The 20,041-nt window shown below is 69.0% G+C and carries 20 protein-coding genes; 9 read left to right on the top strand and 11 right to left on the bottom strand.

Annotated features, from left to right (window positions below; genetic code table 11):
• Positions 1–52 precede the first annotated feature (52 nt).
• From FHR97_RS13330 to FHR97_RS13320, 3 genes are all read right to left on the bottom strand, one after another.
• Positions 53–1,948, bottom strand: coding sequence for an amidohydrolase (locus FHR97_RS13330; RefSeq protein ID WP_183384305.1), 1,896 nt, complete (start codon positions 1,946–1,948; stop codon positions 53–55).
• Positions 1,949–2,009: 61 nt separating this feature from the next.
• The gene (locus tag FHR97_RS13325; RefSeq protein ID WP_183384304.1) at positions 2,010–3,527 is read right to left on the bottom strand and encodes an aldehyde dehydrogenase; all 1,518 of its coding nucleotides are present in this window, start codon (positions 3,525–3,527) and stop codon (positions 2,010–2,012) included.
• Between the two features lie 15 nt (positions 3,528–3,542).
• A complete protein-coding gene (locus FHR97_RS13320) occupies positions 3,543–4,781 on the bottom strand; it encodes a M20 family metallo-hydrolase (RefSeq protein ID WP_183384303.1) in 1,239 nt (412 codons plus the stop codon).
• A 267-nt stretch (positions 4,782–5,048) separates the two neighbouring features.
• On the opposite strand from FHR97_RS13320, the gene FHR97_RS13315 reads away from it, so the two are divergent.
• The 4 genes from FHR97_RS13315 (at position 5,049) to FHR97_RS13300 (ending at position 9,517) form a co-directional block, all read left to right on the top strand.
• The gene (locus FHR97_RS13315) at positions 5,049–6,467 is read left to right on the top strand and encodes an aminotransferase (protein ID WP_183384302.1); all 1,419 of its coding nucleotides are present in this window, start codon (positions 5,049–5,051) and stop codon (positions 6,465–6,467) included.
• A gap of 198 nt (positions 6,468–6,665) precedes the next feature.
• Positions 6,666–8,048 (top strand): Na+/H+ antiporter NhaC family protein, encoded by a 1,383-nt coding sequence (locus FHR97_RS13310; protein ID WP_343065602.1) that lies wholly within the window; start codon positions 6,666–6,668, stop codon positions 8,046–8,048.
• An 8-nt stretch (positions 8,049–8,056) separates the two neighbouring features.
• Positions 8,057–9,181, top strand: a complete 1,125-nt coding sequence (gene aguA, locus FHR97_RS13305; protein ID WP_183384300.1) for an agmatine deiminase — start codon at positions 8,057–8,059, stop codon at positions 9,179–9,181.
• Between the two features lie 93 nt (positions 9,182–9,274).
• A complete protein-coding gene (locus tag FHR97_RS13300; protein WP_183384299.1) occupies positions 9,275–9,517 on the top strand; it encodes a hypothetical protein in 243 nt (80 codons plus the stop codon).
• 42 nt (positions 9,518–9,559) lie between these two features.
• On the opposite strand, the gene FHR97_RS13295 is transcribed toward FHR97_RS13300, so the two are convergent.
• On the bottom strand, positions 9,560–9,736 hold the full coding sequence (locus FHR97_RS13295) for a hypothetical protein (protein WP_183384298.1): 177 nt from the start codon (positions 9,734–9,736) through the stop codon (positions 9,560–9,562).
• Positions 9,737–9,883: 147 nt separating this feature from the next.
• On the opposite strand from FHR97_RS13295, the gene FHR97_RS13290 reads away from it, so the two are divergent.
• From FHR97_RS13290 to gfa, 3 genes are all read left to right on the top strand, one after another.
• Positions 9,884–10,885: an LLM class flavin-dependent oxidoreductase gene (locus FHR97_RS13290; RefSeq protein ID WP_183384297.1), complete on the top strand. Its 1,002-nt coding sequence runs from the start codon at positions 9,884–9,886 to the stop codon at positions 10,883–10,885.
• A gap of 104 nt (positions 10,886–10,989) precedes the next feature.
• Positions 10,990–11,385: a hypothetical protein gene (locus FHR97_RS13285; protein WP_183384296.1), complete on the top strand. Its 396-nt coding sequence runs from the start codon at positions 10,990–10,992 to the stop codon at positions 11,383–11,385.
• A 258-nt stretch (positions 11,386–11,643) separates the two neighbouring features.
• Positions 11,644–12,216, top strand: a complete 573-nt coding sequence (gene gfa, locus FHR97_RS13280; protein ID WP_183384295.1) for an S-(hydroxymethyl)glutathione synthase — start codon at positions 11,644–11,646, stop codon at positions 12,214–12,216.
• 51 nt (positions 12,217–12,267) lie between these two features.
• Here gfa and FHR97_RS13275 read toward each other — a convergent pair whose 3' ends face one another.
• The 6 genes from FHR97_RS13275 to FHR97_RS13250 all read right to left on the bottom strand — a co-directional run bounded on the left by FHR97_RS13275 (position 12,268) and on the right by FHR97_RS13250 (position 17,851).
• A complete protein-coding gene (locus tag FHR97_RS13275) occupies positions 12,268–13,053 on the bottom strand; it encodes a M48 family metallopeptidase (protein ID WP_183384294.1) in 786 nt (261 codons plus the stop codon).
• A gap of 183 nt (positions 13,054–13,236) precedes the next feature.
• Positions 13,237–14,067 carry a 3-oxoadipate:acetyl-CoA acetyltransferase gene (locus FHR97_RS13270; protein ID WP_183384293.1) on the bottom strand — a complete coding sequence of 277 codons (831 nt, stop codon included), beginning with the start codon at positions 14,065–14,067 and terminating at the stop codon, positions 13,237–13,239.
• A 100-nt stretch (positions 14,068–14,167) separates the two neighbouring features.
• Positions 14,168–14,959 carry an alpha/beta fold hydrolase gene (locus FHR97_RS13265; RefSeq protein WP_183384292.1) on the bottom strand — a complete coding sequence of 264 codons (792 nt, stop codon included), beginning with the start codon at positions 14,957–14,959 and terminating at the stop codon, positions 14,168–14,170.
• A gap of 76 nt (positions 14,960–15,035) precedes the next feature.
• Positions 15,036–16,241: a 3-oxoadipyl-CoA thiolase gene (pcaF, locus tag FHR97_RS13260; RefSeq protein WP_183384291.1), complete on the bottom strand. Its 1,206-nt coding sequence runs from the start codon at positions 16,239–16,241 to the stop codon at positions 15,036–15,038.
• Positions 16,242–16,256: 15 nt separating this feature from the next.
• Entirely contained in the window at positions 16,257–17,033 is a 777-nt protein-coding gene (locus FHR97_RS13255) for a CoA-transferase subunit beta (protein ID WP_183384290.1), read from the bottom strand.
• On the bottom strand, positions 17,033–17,851 hold the full coding sequence (locus tag FHR97_RS13250) for a CoA transferase subunit A (RefSeq protein ID WP_183384289.1): 819 nt from the start codon (positions 17,849–17,851) through the stop codon (positions 17,033–17,035). The genes FHR97_RS13255 and FHR97_RS13250 overlap by 1 nt, the downstream gene beginning before the upstream one ends.
• A 361-nt stretch (positions 17,852–18,212) precedes the next feature.
• On the opposite strand from FHR97_RS13250, the gene FHR97_RS13245 reads away from it, so the two are divergent.
• A complete protein-coding gene (locus FHR97_RS13245; RefSeq protein ID WP_183384288.1) occupies positions 18,213–18,992 on the top strand; it encodes an IclR family transcriptional regulator domain-containing protein in 780 nt (259 codons plus the stop codon).
• Positions 18,993–19,093: 101 nt separating this feature from the next.
• Positions 19,094–19,393 carry a hypothetical protein gene (locus tag FHR97_RS13240; RefSeq protein WP_183384287.1) on the top strand — a complete coding sequence of 100 codons (300 nt, stop codon included), beginning with the start codon at positions 19,094–19,096 and terminating at the stop codon, positions 19,391–19,393.
• A gap of 13 nt (positions 19,394–19,406) precedes the next feature.
• Here FHR97_RS13240 and aroQ read toward each other — a convergent pair whose 3' ends face one another.
• Complete coding sequence (gene aroQ / locus FHR97_RS13235) at positions 19,407–19,847, bottom strand: type II 3-dehydroquinate dehydratase (protein ID WP_183384286.1); 441 nt, start codon at positions 19,845–19,847, stop codon at positions 19,407–19,409.
• Between the last annotated feature and the right edge of the window lie 194 nt (positions 19,848–20,041).

Raw genomic sequence — 20,041 nt, 5'->3', positions numbered from 1 at the left:
ATGAACCTCGAAGGCACCGCTGGCGGCGCCCCGATGTCGCAGGGAGATCGGCCTAGGGCTGGAAGTCCTCGGCGCGATGAACGACGTCGCCGCCGACCATGGTCATCAGCACTTGGGTCTCGGAGATGTCCTCGGCCGGGACCTCGAACAGGTTCCGGTCGAGGACCAGCAGGTCGGCGAGCTTGCCGACTTCCAGCGAGCCGGTGACCTCGTCCTGGTGCATGGCGTAGGCGGCGTTGAGGGTGATGCCGCGGATCGCCGCGTCCAGCGACAGGGCCTGCTGCTCGGCGTTGAGGTCGCCGGCATAGGCCGGGAACTCCGGCCCCCAGTCGGCCTCGCGCAGCACCGCCGCCTCGAGGGCGAACCAGTGGTCGAGCGGGTCCACCGGATAGTCGCTGCCGTAGGCGATCTTCGCGCCCGCCGCGGCGAGCTCGCCCTCCGGCTCGTAGCCGGCCCAGCGCTCGGCGCCGAGGTAGGGCTTCACCGCATCGGTGGAGTCCGGCGCCGGCTTGGCCCATTGGTAGGACATCACCGGCACCACCCCGAGCCCCGCGAAGCGCTCGTGATCGGCGGCGTCGACCAGCTCGGCGTGGGACATCAGCGGCCGCGAGTCGCCGACCCGGTCGTAGCCGCTGGCCTGCGGCGCGGTGGCGTCAGCTTCCCGCAGCATGGCGAAGGCGTCCAGGGTGTTGCGCACCGCGCGGTCGCCGATGGCGTGGATCTGCGTCTGGTAGCCGCGCTCGGCGAACCGGGTCGCCATCTCGCCCAGGGTCTCGGCGTCGATGTAAGCCTCGCCACGGTTGTCCCCGGGCCGCCAGTCCGGTGCGTCCTCGCTGCCGGCGTTGACGCGATAGGGCTCGAGCAGCGCCGCGGTCTGGGTGGGCGCCTGCAGGATGCCGTCGGCCATCACCTCGCCGACGCCCGCTACCGAGACGCCGGGCTCGGCCACCAGGCGGGGGCCTTCCTGCTCGCCGGGCCGCCAGGCGCGGACCTGCAGCGGCAGCCGCTCGGGGTTCTCGACGGCCTCGCGGATGGCGTCGAGCTCGTCGATGAAGGCCGCCAGCTCGTCGCCGGTTTTAGCCCCGGAGTCGATCAAGAAGTGGGCCCGGGCGGTCAGGCCGTGGGCCTCGCGCAGCTCGGCGAAGGTCTCGACCGTGTCCCGCGATTCGCTCTGGGCCTGGAAGCTGGTGATGCCCTCCTCGGCCAGCACCGCCAGGCCGCGACGGGCCGCATCGACGGGATCCAGCGGCGGCCGCTCCGGCATGGCCTCGTCCACCAGGAACTGGGCGTCGTCGTAGAGCCAGCCGTTCGGCCGGCCCCGGTCGTCGTGCTTGATGACCCCGCCCTGCGGGTCCGGGGTGTCGGCGTCGATGCCGGCCAGCTCGAGGGCCCGGGAGTTGGCCAGGGCCGCGTGGCCCCAGACGTCGTAGACGATGATCGGCCGCTCGGTGTCGATGGCGTCCAGCACCGCCTTGTCGACCTCGGTGCCGCGGGGCTTGAGGAACTGCACGTACCAGTGCTCGACCGTCAGCCAGTCGTCTCGCTGGGTGCCGAAATCGGGATCGGCGAGGCAGCCCTCGAAATGCGCCGTGAACTCGTCGACGCTTAGGGGCCGGTAGTCGAGGTCGCACTGGGCACGGCCGGCGGTGATGCCGTGGATATGGGCGTCCTGCAGCCCCGGCATCACCATCCTGCCGTCGAGGTCGATCACCCGGGTGTCCGGGCCGACGTAGGCGTCCACGCCGGCCTCGTCGCCGACGTAGACGATCTCCCCGTCGCGCACCGCCAGCGCCTCGGCGCTGGGGTGCTCGGCGTCGACGGTGTAGAGGCTGCCATCGCGCAGCACGGTATCGGCCGGCGACTGAGCCTCGGCGGTGGCACCGACGCTCAGGGTGGCCAGCGCGCCGGCCAGCAGGGCACGACTCGGCATCGAGGTCTTGTTGGGCATTGTTGTTGTCCTTCCGTTGGTGGTGCTGGGTTCACGCCCCCGCCTAGGGGCCAGACGACGCTCAAGTGGCGAGCGTCATCCATACGCTCTTCAGATCGGAGTACTCCTCCAGCGAGTGGTGGGACTTGTCGCGGCCGTTGCCCGACTGCTTGACGCCGCCGAAGGGCACCGTCTGGTCCATGTCCGCCCAGTTGTTGACGAACACCTGGCCCGAGCGCAGCCGCCGCGTCACCCGCATGATGCGATCGATGTCCTGGCTCCACAGTCCCGCCGCCAGGCCGTAGTCGCTGTCGTTGGCTAGCCGCACGGCCTCTTCCTCGCTGTCGAAGCCGAACACCGCCAGCACCGGGCCGAAGATCTCCTCGCGGCCGATGGCCATGGCGTCGGTGACGCCGTCGAACACCGTCGGCGGGATAAACAGCCCCGGCCCCTCGAGGGCACGCCCTCCTGTCCGTAGCGACGCGCCTTCCTCCACGCCGCGGCGGATATAGTCCAGGATGCGGGCATGCTGGGTTTCATCCACGATCGCGCCCATAAAGCTCGCCGGGTCCAGCGGGTCGCCGGGCTGCATGCGCTCGGCGGCGGCCAGCACCTTCTCCACGAAGGCCTCGCGGATCGCATTCTCGACCAGCAGCCGCGAGCCGGCGATGCACACCTCGCCCTGGTTGTGGAAGATCGCCGCGGCGGCGTGCTCGGCCACCCGGTCCAGGTCCTTGCAGTCGGCGAAGACCAGGTTCGGGCTCTTGCCGCCGCACTCCAGGAAGACCTTCTTGAGGTTCGACTGGCCGGCGTACTGCATCAGCTGCTTGCCGACCCCGGTGGAGCCGGTGAAGGCCAGGCAGTCGACGCCCATCGACAGTGCCAACGCCTTGCCCACGCTGTGGCCGAAGCCCGGCAGCACCTGGAAGACGCCCCGCGGCAGGCCGGCCTCGCGGGCCAGGCTCGCCAGACGCAGCGCCGAGAGCGGCGACTTCTCCGAGGGCTTGAGGATGACGCTGTTGCCGGCGGCCAAGGCCGGGGCGATCTTCCAGGCGGTCATCATCAGCGGGAAGTTCCACGGCACGATGGAGGCCACCACGCCGAGCGGCTCTCGCAGCACCAACCCCAGGGCGTCGTCGCCGGTGGGCGCGACCTCGCCGTAGAGCTTGTCGATGGACTCGGCGTGATGGCGAAGACAGCCCACGGCGCCGGCCATGTCGCCCAGCGAACTCGACACCGGCTTGCCCATGTCCAGGGTGTCGAGCAACGCCAGCTCGTGCCTGTGCTGCTCCATCAAGTCGGCCAGGTGCAGCAGCACGGCCTTTCGGCCCGCCGGGGCCAGGCGCGACCAGGCGCCGCCGTCGAAGGCGCGCCGCGCGGCCGCCACCGCGGCCTCGGCGTCGGCGGCGTCGCAGCTCGCCACCTCGGCCAGCACCTCGCCGGTGGCCGGGTTGGTGGTGGTCAGGGTCGCGCCGTCGGCGGCATCGACGAAGGCGTCGTCGATATAGGCGCGGGTCTCGAACCCTTTCTCGAAATTCAGCGAGGCGGCCAGCGCCTGCCAGTCGTCGCGGGTTTGGGGAATTCGACGGTTATCGGTCATCAGGGGCTCCCGTGATCAGGTCGGACGGTCGGCACGCGCGACCATGGCGTCGCACAGCACCTGGGCACCCAGGCTGCAGTGCTCCGGGGTGGCGTACTCGGCCTCGTTGTGGCTGATGCCGTCGCGGCAGGGGATGAAGATCATCGAGGTGGGGGCGACGCGCGAGACGTAGACGGCATCATGGCCGGCGCCGCTCATCATGCGCCGATAGGGCACCGCCTGGGCCCGGGTCGCGGCCTCCACGGCCTCGATGCACTCGGGGGCGAACGCCACCACCGGCGAGGCCCAGATCCGCTCTCGGGACACCGCCACGCCGAAGGTCTCGCCGGCGGCGGCCAGCTCGCGCTCGAACACCGCCTGGAGCGCATCCAGCTCGGCCTCCACCACGTGGCGCAGGTCGACGGTGAGGCGCACCTCGCCGGGGATGACGTTGCGCGAGGCCGCCTCGATGTCCAGGCAGCCGCAGGTGACCTTGGTGTCGCCGCTGTCATCGGCCAGGGCGTGGGCCTGCAGGCGGTCGATCAGGCGCGCCGCCGCGGCCAGGGCGTCGTGGCGCAGCCGCATCGGGGTGGGGCCGGCATGGGCCGACTGGCCGGCGAAGGTGACGTCGAACCAGCGCATGCCCTGCACGCCGGTGACCACGCCGATGGCCTCCCCTTCCTCCTCGAGGACCGGTCCCTGCTCGATATGCAGCTCGAAGAAGCCGTCCAGCCGCGGCTCGCCCACCGGCAGGTCGCCGGCATAGCCGCAGGCCTCCAGAGCCTCGCCGAGGGTCACGCCGTCGGCGTCGCGACGACTCAGGGTATCGTCGACGGCGAATTCGCCGGCATAGGTGCCCGAGGCGACCATCGCCGGGGCGAAGCGGCTGCCCTCCTCGTTGGTCCACACCACCAGCTCGAGGGGGCGCTCGGTGACGATGCCCCGGTCGTGCAGGCTGCGGAACACCTCGAGCCCGGCCAGCACGCCGAGGATGCCGTCGAAGCGGCCGCCCTTGGGCTGGGTGTCCAGGTGGCTGCCGGTGCCCACCGGCTCGAGGTCATCGCGCTTGCCGGCGCGGCGGATAAAGAGGTTGCCGACCCGGTCGACCCGCCAGGTGCAGCCGATTGCCTCGCACCAGTCGAGCAGCAGGCGCCGGCCGGCGGCGTCCTCGGGAGTCAGGGCCAGGCGGCAGCTGCCGCCGTTCGCGGTGGGGCCGATCTCGGCCATGGCCATCAGCGTGTCCCACAGCCGCTGGCCGTCGATGGAAGTCGTCATGGTGCGCCTCGTTGGTCGTTGTTCGGGCAGGGCCGTTGACGTTGTCGCGCGGGGCTGCTCCGTCGACAGGTCTAAGTTTCCCTTCTTCGACCTGTCCCCGGCGCCCCTCGATACGTTCACCGCCGGTGGCCTCGGTCATTCGGGGCAATGCGTGCCGTGAGATCACCTTACGAGGGCGGCGCGAGCCCCCGATATACCCCAATCAGGATATGTCGCCCGCTCCCCGGGCCTGGCTAGGCTGGCCTCCATACGACAGGAGGTAACGCCATGACCACAACAACCATCCGCCCGACGACCGATCGCCCCGTCCTCGATACCCAGACCCTGTGGCAGAAGGACAAGGATCACTTCATCCATCCCTTCACCGACTTCAGCGTCTTCCACGAGGAAGGCTGCGACCTGATCACCGACAGCGAGGGCATCCACGTCCAGGACTCCCGTGGCAATCGGTTCATCGACGGCATCGCCGGGCTGTGGTGCGTCAACGTCGGCCACGGTCGCGCCGAGATCGGCCAGGCCATGGCCGACCAGGCCACCCGCATGGCCTACTTCTCGACCTTCAACAACCTGTCCAACGCCCCGGCCGCGGAGCTCGCCGCCAAGCTCGCCGAGCTGGCGCCCGCGCACCTCAACCACATCTTCTACAGCTGTGGCGGTTCGGCGGCCAACGACGCCACCATTCGCCTGGTGCACTACTACTTCAACCGCCTGGGCAAGCCGGAAAAGAAACGCATCCTCTCGCGCAACAACGCCTACCACGGCACCACCTACCTGGCCGCCACCCTGACCGGCATCGAGAGCAACAACTGGGACTTCGACACCCTCGACCACCTGGTGACCCACCTCAGCGAGGCGAACTGCTACCGTCGCCCCGAGGGCATGAGCGAGGCCGAGTACTGCGATCACCTGGTACGGGAGTTCGAGGACACCATCGCCGAGGTCGGCGCCGACAACATCGCCGCCTTCATCGCCGAGCCGATCATGGGCGCCGGCGGGGTGCTGGTCGCGCCCGAGGGGTATCATGCACGCATGCAGGCGATGTGCCGCGCCAACGACATCCTCTTCATCGCCGACGAGGTGGTCACCGGCTTCGGCCGCCTGGGGCACTTCTTCGCCTCCGAGGCGGTGTTCGACACCCGGCCTGACATCATCAACTGCGCCAAGGGACTGTCCTCGGGCTATGCGCCGCTGGGCGCGACCCTGATCTCCGACGAGATCTACGAGGTGCTGGGCACCCCGCAGCGCAAGGGCGGCGTGCTGAGCACCGGCTTCACCTACTCCGGCCATCCGGTGAGCTGTGCGGCGGCGCTCAAGAACATCGAGATCATCGAGCGCGAGGGGATCTGCGAGAACGTCCGTGAGGTGGGGCCCTACCTCGAGGAACAGCTCAGGACCCTGTCGCACCACGCCACCGTGGGCGACGTGCGCGGCAGCCACTTCATGATGTGCCTGGAGAACGTGGCCGACAAGATTACCAAGGAGCTGCTGCCGGTGGAGGCGCGGGTCGGCGACCGAGTCGCCTTCGAGGCCCAGCAGCGCGGCTTGATCATCCGCCCGGTGGGCCATCTGAACATCGTCTCGCCGCCGCTGATCTGGACCCGCGGGACCGTCGACCGGGTGGTCGCGATCCTCGACGAGGCGCTGACGGCCGCCACGGCCTCCCTGCGCAAGGACGGTTACCTGTAAACGGTTAACGGTAACCCGCCGGCAACCGCCGCATGTATCACTCGGCATTTCCCGGCGGGTCGAGCCACGGCGCAATGATCAACCACAACAATTCAACAACAAAGGTTAATGACCATGTCACACTCTCCTTCGGGCTCGAAGGCCCACCCCATAGGCTTCGGCAGCGCCACTAAGGGTGGCCTGATATTTCTCGTTGTCGTGCTGATTGCCAGCCTCAGCAACGTCGCACTCGTCGACGGCGACGACTATGGCCTCTACAGCCTGCTACCAACCGCAGTGGTGCTGGGCATGGCCATCCTCACACGACGCACCATCGAATCGCTGCTGGCGGGTACCCTGGTCGGCCTGCTGATGGTCGACCCGACCTCGGTCATCACCCAGGGCTCGGATATCCTGCTCGGCGTGCTGGGCAACGACACCGTCACCTGGATCATCCTGGTCTGCGGCCTGTTCGGCAGCCTGATCGCCCTGCTGGTGAAGACCGGCGGGGTGCTCAGCTTCGGCGACACCGTCACCCGGCGCATCCACACCAGGCACCAGAGCCTGCTGACCACCTGGTTCCTGGGCCTGATCATCTTCGTCGACGACTACCTGAACGCCCTGACCATCAGCGCCTCGATGAAGAAGATCACCGACCGCTTCAACATCTCCCGGGAGAAGCTCGCCTACATCGTCGACTCCACCGCGGCGCCGATCTGCATCCTGGTGCCCTTCTCCACCTGGGCGGTGTTCTTCGCCGGCCTGCTGGAGGAGAACGACGTGACCGGCAACGGCATGGGCCTGTACATCGAGGCCATTCCCTACATGTTCTATGCCTGGGTGGCCGCGGCCATCGTGCCGCTGGTGGCGCTCGGCTGGATCCCCGACATCGGCCCCATGAAGGCCGCCGAGGCGCGGGCCGCCGGCGGCCAGCTGATGCCCGAAGGCGTCGACGACGCCGCCCTGGAGGTGGACGAGAACCAGCCGCGCCCTCACCTGCTGAACTTCCTGTTGCCCATCGCCACCCTGATCTTCTTCACCTGGTACTTCGAGATCGACATCCTGCGCGGCGTGATCGTCGCCCTGGCGGTGACCCTGGTGCTGATCGGCGCCCAGCGGCTGCTGAGCTTTCATGACACCTTCGACACGGCGCTCGAGGGCTTCAAGGCCATGATCATGCCGCTCGGCACCCTGGTCGCCGGCTTCAGCCTCAAGGAAGTCAACGACGTGCTGGGGCTGACCGACTTCGTGATCGGCACGGTGCAGCCACTGATGACCTCGGGCATGCTGCCGGCGGTGGTGTTCGTGACCATGGCCTTCCTGGCCTTCGCCACCGGCTCCTTCTGGGGGCTGTTCGCCGTGGCCATGCCCATCGTGCTGCCACTGGCGGCCAGCGTCGATGCCAGCATGCCGCTGGTGGTGGGCGCGCTGATCTCCGCCAGCGCCTTCGGCAGCCACGCCTGCTTCTACGGCGACTCCACCGTGCTGTCCGCCCAGGGCAGCGGCTGCACCCCCATGGCCCATGCCCTGACCCAGCTGCCCTACGTGCTGATTGCCGCGACCATCGCCACCGGTGTATTCCTGATGGTCGGCCACCTGTGAGAGATGCCATGACGACACACGATCACCCCGGCGCCCCGGCGGGTGCCGCCCACGGGACCCCGTCCGAACTGGGCTTTTCCATGCCGGCCGAGTTCGCCCCCCACGACGCCTGCTGGATGCTGTGGCCGCAGCGTCCCGACACCTGGCGCTATGGCGCCAAGCCCGCCCAGCAGGCCTTCATCGAGGTGGCGACCGCCATCGCCGAGAGCGAGACGGTGTTCGTCGGCGTCAACGACGACCAGTACGAGAACGCCCGCATCCAGCTGCCCGAGCAGGTGCGGGTGGTGGAGCTGTCGAGCAACGACGCCTGGATGCGCGACGTGGGGCCCACCTTCCTGACCCACCCGGACGGGCGCCTGGCCATGGTGGACTGGGAGTTCAACGCCTGGGGCGGCCTCGACGGCGGCCTCTACTTCCCCTGGGACAAGGACCGGCGCATCCGCACCAAGATCGCCGAAATGCTCGGCGTCGAGCGCTTCGCGGTACCGGTGATGCTCGAAGGCGGCGCCATCCACGTGGACGGCGAGGGCACCCTGATCACCACCGAGGAGTGCCTGCTCAACGCCAACCGCAACCCCGACCTGACCAGGGCCCAGATGGAGCAAGTGCTGCGCGACACCCTGGGCGTGGAGAAGGTGATCTGGCTGCCCCGCGGCTGCCACCTCGACGAGACCGACGGCCACGTCGACAACCTGTGCTGCTTCGTCGCCCCCGGCGAGGTGGCCCTGACCTGGTGCGACGACCCGGACGACTCCCAGCACGCCATCTCCCGGGAGGCGCTGGCAGTGCTGGAGGCGGCGGTGGACGCCCGGGGCCGGAGGCTCAAGGTGCACAAGCTGCCCCAGCCGGGACCGCTGCATATCGCCGAGGACGAGGCCAGCGGCATCGACCGCCTGCGCCATTCGCACCCGCGGCGTCCCGGCGACCGCATGGCCGGCTCCTACGTCAACTTCTACATCGGCAACGCGGTGGTGGTGATGCCGCTGCTCGACCCGCAGCGGGACGGGCAGGCCAGGGAGATCCTGCAGGCGCTCTTCCCCACCCGGCGGGTGGTCGGCGTAGCGGCCCGGGAGATCCTGCTCGGCGGCGGCAACATCCACTGCATCACCCAGCAGCAACCGCGCTGCCGCTGATCGCGGCCGACCGGGAGAGTAAAAAAACAGCGTTTTGAAACTTACCCGAGAAGTCGCTACTCTAACGCCCACACCCCTCAATGGATGAAGGCTATGAAGCGTATCGTGACAACGGGACTGGTCAGCTTGATGCTCGCGCTGGGACTCGCCGGCTGCGGCACCACAACGAGTGAGCGCGCCCTGAGTGGCGCCGGCGTGGGCGCTGCCGTGGGGGCCGGGGCGGCCGCCGTGACCGGCGGCAGCGTCACCCGCGGCGCGGTGATCGGCGGTGGCGTCGGCGCCGCCACCGGGGCCGCCACGGATTCGGACGACATCGACCTCAATCGCTACCGGTGAGTCCCGGCCTGGGCACCGGCCCCCCGCCGGTGCCCTCCTCCCCTAGAGCACCAGGCTGATCAGCAGGGCCGCCCCCCCGACCACCAAGGCGGTCACCACCGCCAGGGTCACCAGCCGATCCAGCCAGCGGTCGAAGACGCTCCAGTCGAACCGTCGCTTCCGGCGACGACGCGTGGCCCCCCGCCGCGGGACCCGCTGGCCGGAACGTATCAAGGTCATGTCGGGTTCCCGGTTCTCCAAGTATCTGAGCTTAGGGGCTGGCGACGCGCCCGGCTAGCGTTGGCTGCCGCTCATGTGCCGCGCTGTTGTTTCCCGATGGCCTCGCCCCCACCTGGGTAATAAGCACGCTAACATATGGAGCCTCGCATGCCCCGCCTCAAGGATACCCCGCTTTCTGTGCTGGACCTCGCGCCGATTCGCCAGGGCGGCAGCGCCGCCGACAGTTTCCGCGACAGCGTCGCCCTGGCCAGGCTCGCCGAACGGCGTGGCTTCACGCGCTTCTGGCTGGCCGAACACCACGGCATCGAGGGCATCGCCAGTGCCGCCACGGCGGTGCTGATCGGCCACGTCGCGGGGCAGACCTCGCGCATCCGGGTCGGCAGCGGCGGCATCATGCTGCCCAATCACCCGCCGCTGGTGGTGGCCGAGCAGTTCGGCACCCTGGAGACGCTCTACCCGGGCCGCATCGATCTCGGCCTGGGCCGCGCCCCGGGCTCGGACGGGGCCACCATGGCGGCCCTGCGCCGGGACCCGCGGGCCGGCGTGGACGACTTCCCGGCGCGCCTCGAGGAACTGCGCGGCTTCCTCGACGAGGCCCGGCCCGGCCAGCGGGTTCGCGCCGTGCCCGGCCAGGGCACCCGGGTGCCGCTGTGGCTGCTCGGCTCCAGCGACTACAGCGCGCGCCTGGCGGCCCGCGAGGGGCTGCCCTTCGCCTTCGCCGCCCAGTTCGCCCCGGCCCAGCTCCACGAGGCGCTGCGGCTGTATCGCGACAACTTCCGCCCCTCGGCGGTGCTTGAGGCGCCCCATGCCATGGTCGGCCTGCCGGTGATCGCCGCCGACAGCGATACCCAGGCCGAGTACCTGGCCTCCACGGCGCGCCAGAAGTTCCTCGGCATGGTCCGCGGCCGGCGTACCCTGGCCAGGCCGCCGGTGGAACAGCTCGACTGGACGCCCCTCGAGCAGGCTCAGGTCGAGCAGTTCCTGGAGGCGGCGGTGATCGGCGGGCCGGACACGGTGCGCGAGGGCCTGGAGGCCTTCCTCGCGGCGACCGGAGCGGACGAGCTGATGCTGCATACCGATGTCTTCGCCCTGGAGGATCGCCTGCGCAGCTACGAGATCGTCGCCGACCTCTGGCAGGCAGGGGCCTGACGGCGGGTCGGCGCCCGGCGAGGGACAGGAACGTTTCCCCACCGGCGCTTTCCAACGGGCAGCCATTCACGGCGAGTCGTCGCTCGCCCACCCAGGAGATTCCCATGCCCGACCCCAAGGATCCGCGCCACAACGCCGCCTGGCGGGCAGCGCAGCAGTGGCAGGAACGCGCCCGCCAGGCCCGCCCCGGCGGCAACGCCGGTGGCCTGCGGCTGTTCTTCACCTGGCTGGTCTTCGGCGCCCTGATGATCGTCGGCGTGGTGCTGGGCCTGTTCTTCCTGCTGGTCGGCTGGGCCATGCTGCCCATCCTGCGCTACCGCATGAAGAAGCGCATGGAACGCATGCGCGCCGACCAGGCCGAGGATGTGGGGGGCAGCTTCCATTATCGGGAAACCCGCTATCGCGAGCCCCGCAGCGGCGAGGGACGTCGCCACGAGCAACAGGTCCTGGAAGGGGACTACGAGATCAAGGACGCCGACCGCGACGACGAGTGGCGCTAAGCGTCACTGCCGGTTCTCGATCCTTTATCGACTCTGTCGGCCGGCTTCTCGCGGCAGGCCAGTTTTCCGCGCTCCCGCCGCCTCGCCCAGCGCGCGCACTTCGCCGTGCGCCTCGACGCCTCGCTCCCTGCCGAGTGCTTACCCGTGTGGCCCGCTCGCCTCCTATACTCGGGCTATGGGATCGGCTCCTACCGCAGCGCATGACAGCGTCATCGCCCCTGCGGACCATCATCGCGCCACTCGAAGGGGAGACACGCCATGAGCCACGATTTCTGCATCCACCCCGCCGTCGACGGCGGCGTCCGCCCCGGCCGCGACGACTTCACCGGCGGGACCCTGCACTGCCACTGCACGGAGCGGCCGGTGGAAGTGACCATCAATGCCCAGTGTGCGCACAACCACGTGTGCGGCTGCACCAAGTGCTGGAAACCGGAAGGCGCGCTGTTCTCCATGGTCGCCGTGGTGCCGCGAGACGCCCTCAGCGTCACCGCCAACCAGGACAAGCTGGACATCGTCGATGCCTCCGCGGCGATCCAGCGGCACGCCTGCCGCGACTGCGGGGTGCACATGTTCGGGCGCATCGAGAATCCCGACCATCCCTTCCACGGCCTGGATTTCATCCATCCCGAGCTGTCCGACGAGACGGGGTGGGCGGCCCCGGAGTTCGCCGCCTTCACCTCCTCGATCATCGAGTCGGGCACCGATCCTCAGCGCATGGGGGCGGTGCGGGCACGGCTCGAGGCGCTCGGGCTGACGCCCTATGACTGTCTCTCCCCGCCACTGATGGATGCCATCGCGACCCACACCGCCAAGGCCAGGGGCGTCCTCTGAGGCCGCTCCTGGTCTCGGCAGGGGGCGGAACGGCCGCCGCTGGATGATGCCTCAGCCGCAGGGCGTCGGCGCGGCATCCCGGCCCAGGCGTCGGGCCGCCTCCAGATGGCCCTGGAGCGCCTCGATGCGGGACTCGTGGGCGGGATGGGTGGAGAGGAACTCCGGCGGCTGGCCGCCGCCGACGTTGGCCATGTTGCGCCACAGCGTCACGCTCTCCCGCGGGTCGAAGCCGGCCTCGGCCATGATCTCGAGGCCCATCAGGTCGGCCTCCTCCTCGTGGGTGCGGCTGAACGGCAGGGCGATGCCCAGTCGGGCACCGATCCCCAGGGCCTGGAGCAGTGACTCCTGCCCCACCTCCCCCTCGCTGAATAGCCCGACCACCAGCAGCACCGCCTTGATGCCGAGTTGCTGGGTGAGCCGCTCGTTGCCGTGGTCGGCCAGCACGTGGCCGACCTCATGGCCGATCACCGCCGCCAGCTGGGCCGGGGTCTGCGCGACCTCCAGCAGGCCGGCATTGACGCCGATCTTGCCGCCGGGCAGCGCGAAGGCATTGGGGGACGGGTCGTCGAACACCACCACCTCCCAGGCCTCGGGCATCGCCTCTCCGGGATAGTGGCGCCGCGCGGCCGCCACCACCGCCCCGGCCACGCACTGCACGCGGCGGTTGAGGGAGGCGTCACCGGCGACGGGCTGGCGCTCGCGCAGCTGGCCGAAGGTGTCCGCGCCCAGCTTGGCCATCAGGGTATCGGGCACCAGCGCCAGCTGGCTGCGGCCGGTGGGGGTCTTCTCGCAGCCGGCCAGGGCCAGCAGGGCGAGCAGCAGCAAGGCCAGGCGCATCTTGCAAGCACTCCTCGAACGGGTCACGCCGCCAGCATACCCTGCGCAACACATCGCGCAACTTCCCGGGTCCGGTCGATGATCCGGCCAGGCTGTCTCCCGCAGGACCGAGAGGGCCCGGTCCTGTTCCCTGCGCCGGGCCTCCTCGCCAGGAAAGGCCAAAGCGTGCGCCAGGAGGCGTCGTCAGACGGCCTTGAGCCCCAGGATCTCGCGCGCCTGTTGCCAGGTGGCCACCGGGCGCTCGTATTGCTCGCACAGCTTCGCCACCCGCTCGACCAGCGCGGCATTGGAGGGGGCGAGGGTCTCCTTGTCCCAGCGAACGTTGTCCTCCAGGCCGGTACGGGTGTGGCCGCCCGCGGCGATGGACCATTCGTTGAGCAGTAACTGGTTGGCGCCGATGCCGGCCCCGCACCACTGGGAGCCCGGCGCCAGGCGCTCGAGGGTCTCCACATAGAAATCGAAGGTCGGCTTGTCCACCGGCATGGCGTTCTTGACCCCCATCACGAACTGGACGTAGAGCGGGGCCTTGAGCTTGCCCTGCTCGGCGAGAGTCGCCGCCTGGTGGATATGCGACAGGTCGAAGGCCTCGATCTCGGGCTTGATGTCGTACGTCAGCATCTCGTCGGCGAGCCACTCCACCAGCTGCGGCGAGTTCTCGTAGACCCGGGTGGGGAAGTTGTTGGAGCCCACCGCGAGGCTGGCCATGTCGGGCTTCAGCGGCAGCATGGCGCCACGCTCTTCACCCGCCCCCGAGCGCCCACCGGTGGAGAGCTGGATGATCATCCCCGGGCAGTGCTTCCGGAGGCCTTCCATCAGCCTGGCAAACTTCTCGGGGTCCGAGCTCGGCGACTGGTCGTCATTGCGGACATGGCAATGGACGATGCTCGCGCCGGCCTCGAAGGCCGCCTGGGTGCTCTCGACCTGCTCGTCGATGGTCACCGGCACGGCAGGGTTGTTTTCCTTGCGCGGCAGGCTGCCGGTGATGGCCACACAGATGATACAGGGCTTCGACATGGTAACCTCGCATGCCCCTTCGTACTCGGTTCGGGGCAGGTGGATGGGTGAGTGTCACGGCCTGTCAGTGGCAACGCCGTGAGGCGGCAAGGCGCACCGCCTAGGTGGTGTGCTGCATGGCCGCCAGCAGCTTGTCGGCGAAGAGGCCCGGCACCTCCACGGAGGGCACGTGGCCCACCCCCTCGAGGATCTCGAGGGGCGCGCCATCGAGCTCAGCGGCCAGGGCCTCGAGGGTCGCCGGTGGGGTGGCCAGGTCCTCGCTGCCGCCCAGCAGCTGGACCTCGACGCCCTTCCCGGCGAGCTTGCCGGTGAAGGTGTCGCGACCCAGCATCTCGCATAACAGGGCATAGGAGTCGTCGTCGCCACGCCCCATCTGGATGCACCAACCAGCCTTGAGCGCCGGCTCGGCCTCGAAGCAGGCGGGGGCGAACCAGCGCGGCACGATCTCCTCGGACATCGCCACCAGGCCCTCCTGGCGAACGCGACCGGCACGGGTGTTCCACAGCTCGGCATTGCCGATCACTGCCCCGGTGTTGGTCAGCATGACCGAGAGCAGACGGTCGCCGTGCTCGCCGATCAGTGCCTGGCCCACCACGCCACCGATGGAGGTGCCGGCGAAGTGGAAGCGCTCAGCGCCGGCATGGTCGGCCAGGGCCAGGGCCTCGGCGGCCAGGTCGGCCGGGGTGATGGGGCCCTCGCCCCAGGCCTGGCTGGCGCCATGGCCGGGCAGATCCCAGGTCAGCACGCGATAGCGCGGCAGCAGCGCCGGCAGGACGTCGTCCCACACCGCCTGGCTCATGCCTAGCGGATGCGCCAGCACCACCAGGGGATGGGCCTCGGCGCCGAGCAGGCGGTAGGCCACGCTGCGGCCCTGGATATTCAGAAATGCCATCTCGGTCTCTCCTTTCGTTGCACCGGGTAGAGCCGGCGCGTCCAGACCGCCGGCTTGCATGTCGTGCGTCGCGCGCCTAGGCCCGCTCGATCAGCGTGGCGATGCCCTGCCCCACCCCGACGCACATGGTGCACAGCGCGTAGCGCTTGCCGGTCTTCTGCAGTTCAACGGCCGCGGTCATCAGCAGGCGCGCGCCGGACATGCCCAGCGGATGGCCCAGGGCGATGCCGCCGCCGTTGGGGTTCACCCGAGGATCGTGGTCGTCGATGCCCAGCTCGCGCAGGCAGGCGAGGGCCTGGGCGGCGAAGGCCTCGTTGAGCTCGATGATGTCGATCTCGTCGAGCGACACGCCCAGGCGGTCGAGCAGCTTGCGCACCGCCGGCACCGGGCCGATGCCCATGGTGGCCGGCTCCACCCCGGCGGTGGCCATGCCCAGGATGCGCGCCATGGGCTGGAGACCGTGCTGCTTCACCGCGGCCTCGCTGGCCACCAGCATCGCCGCGGCGCCGTCGTTGACCCCGGAGGCGTTGCCGGCGGTGACACTGCCGCCGTCACGGAACGGTGTCGGCAACCTGGCCAGCTTCTCCAGGGTGGTGCCCGGGCGCAGGTGCTCGTCCTGGTCGAAGATCAGCGGCTCCTGCTTGCGCCGCGGGATCTCGATGGCGATGATCTCCTCCTTGAACCGCCCTTCCTGCTGGGCGCGCTCGGCCTTCTGCTGGGAACGCAGGGCGAAGGCGTCCTGGTCCTCACGGGAGATGCGGTACTGCTCGGCGACGTTCTCGGCGGTCTCCGGCATGGCGTCGACGCCGTACTGCTTCTTCATCAGCGGGTTGATGAAGCGCCAGCCAATGGTGGTGTCTTCGATCGCCTGGGTGCGCGAGAAGGCGGTCTCGGCCTTGCCCATCACGAAGGGCGCCCGCGACATGGACTCCACGCCGCCGGCCAACGCCAGCTCGAACTCGCCGGCCTTGATGGCACGGAAGGCGGTGCCCACCGCGTCCATGCCCGAGCCGCACAGGCGGTTCATGGTAGTGCCGGGCACCGAGGTCGGCAGGCCCGCCAGCAGCGACGACATGCGTGCCACGTTGCGATTGTCCTCGCCGGCCTGATTGGCGCAGCCCATGATCACCTCGTCGATGGCGGCCGGATCGAGATCCGGTGCCTCGGCAAGCACCGCCCGGAAGAGGGTGGCGGCGAAGTCGTCGGGACGCACCGCGGCCAGGGTGCCGCCGAAGCGGCCCACGGCGGTACGCCGCGGATGACACAGGTAGACGTTAGTCATGGAAAGTCTCTCTCTTCAGGCCTCGCCGGCATGCTTGCGATTGGTCCGCTCCTTCAGCTCGCGCAGGACCTCCAGTTCACGGGCCGAGGGTTCCGGGGTGCTCTCGAGCGCCTCGACGAAGCGGATCTCCCAGCCGGTGGCCTCGATGACGTCCTGGGCCGTCACGCCGGGGTGCAGCGAGACAACCACGAGTTCCCTGGTCTCGGGGTCGGGCTTCATCACGCACAGGTCGGTGATCACCCGGGTCGGACCACGGCCGATGTTGGGCACGCCGTCGCGGCCCTTGCCGTCACGGCCGAAGCCCAGGGTGGTGACGAAGTCGACGTCCTTGACGAAGGTGCGCTTGGAGTGCTTGAGGGTGATGAACACCTCCCCGGCGTTGGTGGCGATCTCCGGGGCCCCACCGCCCCCCGGCAGGCGTACCTTGGGATCGTGGTAGTCGCCGATCAGGGTGGTGTTGAGGTTGGCGTAGCGGTCGATCTGGGCGGTGCCCAGGAAGCCCACGTCGATATGGCCGCCCTGCAGCCAGTAGCGGAACATCTCCGGCACCGAGACGGTGGTCAGTGCCGACTCGCACAGCTCGCCGTCGCCGATCGACAGCGGCAGCACCTCGGGCTTGGTCTGCAGGGTGCCGGACTCGTAGATCAGCACCACGTCAGGGGCATGGGTCAGCCGCGCCAGGTTGGCGGCCTCGGAGGGCAGGCCGATGCCGACGAAGCAGGTCATGCCGTTCTCGAGCGCCCGGGCGGCGGTCACGGTCATCATCTCCGCGGAGGTATATTCGGTGCGCATCAGGACTGCCCTCCTGCGTTGTAGACGTTGTCGTCGAGCCAGGCGTTGAAGGCGTCCCGATCCCGGGCGATGGTGTCCCACTCCTTGTAGAAGCGGTTGTCGCGGTCGTAGTAGCCGTGGGCATAGGAGGGATAGGCGCCCCTCTCGGCCACGGCGATGGCGCTGATCGCCCAGCCTGGGATCACGCAGGCGTTGGGCTCGACGCCGAGGTCGTCGACGATCTCCTCGACCGTGACGATGCTCTGCCGGGCGGCCAGCACGGCTTCCTTCTGCACGCCGACGATGCCTTCCACCAGCACGTTGCCCTGGCGATCGGCCTTCTGGGCATGCACCAGCGAGACGTCGGGGCGGATCGAGGGCACCGCGGCCAGGCGCTCCCCGGTGAAGGGGCACTCGATGAACCTGATCTGGTCGTTGACCTTGGGCAGGTCGCTGCCGACGTAGCCGCGCAGCACGGCCAGCGGCAGGCCGGCGGCCCCGGCCTCGAAGGCACAGGCCATGGCGGCGTGGCTGTGCTCGAGGATCTCGACCCGCTGGGGCCAGCCCTTCTCCACGGCATCGCGCAGGCGGTGCAGCGAGCCCACCCCGGGGTTGCCGCCCCAAGAGAAGATCAGCTTGCTGACGCAGCCGGCGCCGATCAGCTGGTCGTAGACCAGGTCCGGGGTCATGCGGATCAGGGTCAGGTCACGCTTGCCCTGGCGGATGACCTCGTGGCCCGCCGCGAAGGGGATCAGGTGGGTAAAGCCTTCCATGCATACGGTGGCGCCGTCTTCGACGTAGCGCGCCACCGCGTCATGCAAGCTGAGGAACTCGGCCATGATGGTGCACCTCTGCTGGGGTGAGCTCGGCGGCCGCTGTCTGCCAGGCGACGGCCACTATGTTCGTTTTACGAACAGAAATTCTTCATGCGAACAAACTAGCGCCGCCATCGGTGATCGTCAAACCTCACGCCGCCCCTGGTCCTGGTCCACTCGAGCGAAACGTCCGCTAACCCCCTGCCGGGACGGTATTTCCGCGTCCCGAGCGAGGCATCCGGCTACGACCAAGGTCTAATGGTCTGCCGATATTCCACCTCCCGGAAGGTGGTGATCACCATGTTCGCTTGCCGAACAGCTGTGCTAGATTGGGCCGGTGTCGGGGGCGCCCGGCGCCACCATCGGGCAGGGGGAGACAGACAGGATGCAGGAAGAGGGATTGAGCCCGGATGATCGTGACTTCGTCACGGCCCTGGCCAGCGGGCTGGAAGTGATCCTGGCCTTCGACGAGGAGCACCCGCGCATGACGCTCAGCGAGGTCGCCGCGCGCACCGGCATGAACCGGGCCCGGGCCCGGCGCTTCCTGCTGACGCTGCATTCGCTTGGGTATGTGCGCAAGACCCAGCGCCATTTCGAGCTTGCGCCCAAGGTCCTGCAGCTCGGCTACGCCTTCCTCTCGGCCAACAACTACCGCTCGGTGATCCAGCAGTATCTCGAGGACATCACCGACGAGATCGGGGAATCCTCGTCGCTGGGGGTCCTGGACGGCGACGAGGTGATCTATGTGGCGCGCTCTTCCGCCAAGCACAGGCTGATGGCCATCACCCTGTCGGTGGGGACGCGCCTGCCGGCGGCCTACACGTCCATGGGGCGGGTGCTGCTCGCCCAGCTCCCCGATGACGAGCTGGAGCGCTATCTCCAGCGGGTGACGCTGGAGGCGCATACCGCCAGGTCCCTCACCGACCCGGTCCAGCTGCGCAACTGCATCGCGCAGGTGCGTCTGCAGGGCTACAGCATCGTCGACCAGGAACTGGACCCGGGACTTCGCTCCCTGGCCGTCCCGGCGTTCGACGCCCACGGCAAGCTGCTCGGTGCCATCAACATCAGCACCAACGCCGCGCGCATCGACTTCGACACCCTGACCCAGTCGTTCCTGCCACTGCTGCAGGACAAGGTGCGCCTGATACGGACCCACGTCAGTTGAAGCTACGAGCAGGGTGGACCGCCAGCGGCCGCCGCGTGCCGGCGGCGGCCCATCGCGTGTCTTCCACATGAGACGGGAACGCAACGGCAAGGAGGCCCGGGGTGCTCGATATTCTCGCCATCACCATCCCGACCTTCTCGATCATCGGCCTGGGCTGCCTGGCCCGGATCAGTGGCCTGATCGGCCGCGAGCCGCTGCTGGGGATCGGGACCTTCGTCCTGTACTTCGCCCTGCTGTTCGCCTGCGCGCCGATGATCAGCGTCTACCCGCTGTTCGGGCAGCGCTTCGGGTTGGGCGACATCACCGCCGCCACCCTGATAGTCAGCACTCTGGCCTCGTTCGTGACGATCAGCCTGGTGCTGTGGCTGATTCGTCACGGCGGCCTCTTCGTCACGCCCTGACGGCGCAGAGCCCTCAGGCGTCGGCCATCACCGCCTCCAGGGCCAGGCCATAGCCGCGGCTGCCGAGCCCGGCGATCACGCCGTCGGCGCGCAGCGAGACGTAGGAGTGGTGGCGAAAGGCCTCGCGTTTGTGGACGTTGGAGAGGTGGACCTCGATGACCCGGCCGTCGAAGGCGTTGAGGGCGTCGAGGATCGCCACCGAGGTGTGGGTATAGGCGGCGGGATTGATGATGATCGCCACGGTGCCGTCGAGCCGGGCGGCATGGATGGCATCGATCAACTCGCCCTCGTGGTTGCTCTGCCGGCAGTCGATCTCCCAGCCCGCCCCCAGGGCCTGCTCGCGCAGGGCGTCGTCGATGTCCTCCAGGGTCTCGCGACCGTAGATCTCCGGCTGGCGGATGCCCAACAGGTTGAGATTGGGGCCGTGCAGGACCAGGACTTTACCTTGACTCATCGTGCTATCTCCGGAGAGGACTGCCGTGACGCGAGGACATCTCGCATCTGCCTGTTGACGCTTCATGTTCCCAGACCCCTCCGCCGGCGTCGACCCGCCCCCCGCCGGCAAGGGAGATCGAGATACCAACGCGAAAAAATCCAATCTGGTCAGAATCCCTTTGTGGCCCGCTACCCCTCATCGGCGTGCCTTGC

It is taken from the genome of Halomonas stenophila, from assembly GCF_014192275.1.
In the GTDB taxonomy this organism is placed as follows: Bacteria; Pseudomonadota; Gammaproteobacteria; order Pseudomonadales; family Halomonadaceae; genus Halomonas; species Halomonas stenophila.
The sequence above is the reverse complement of the archived record's forward strand: the minus strand, read 5'-3'. Positions and strand labels throughout refer to the sequence as shown.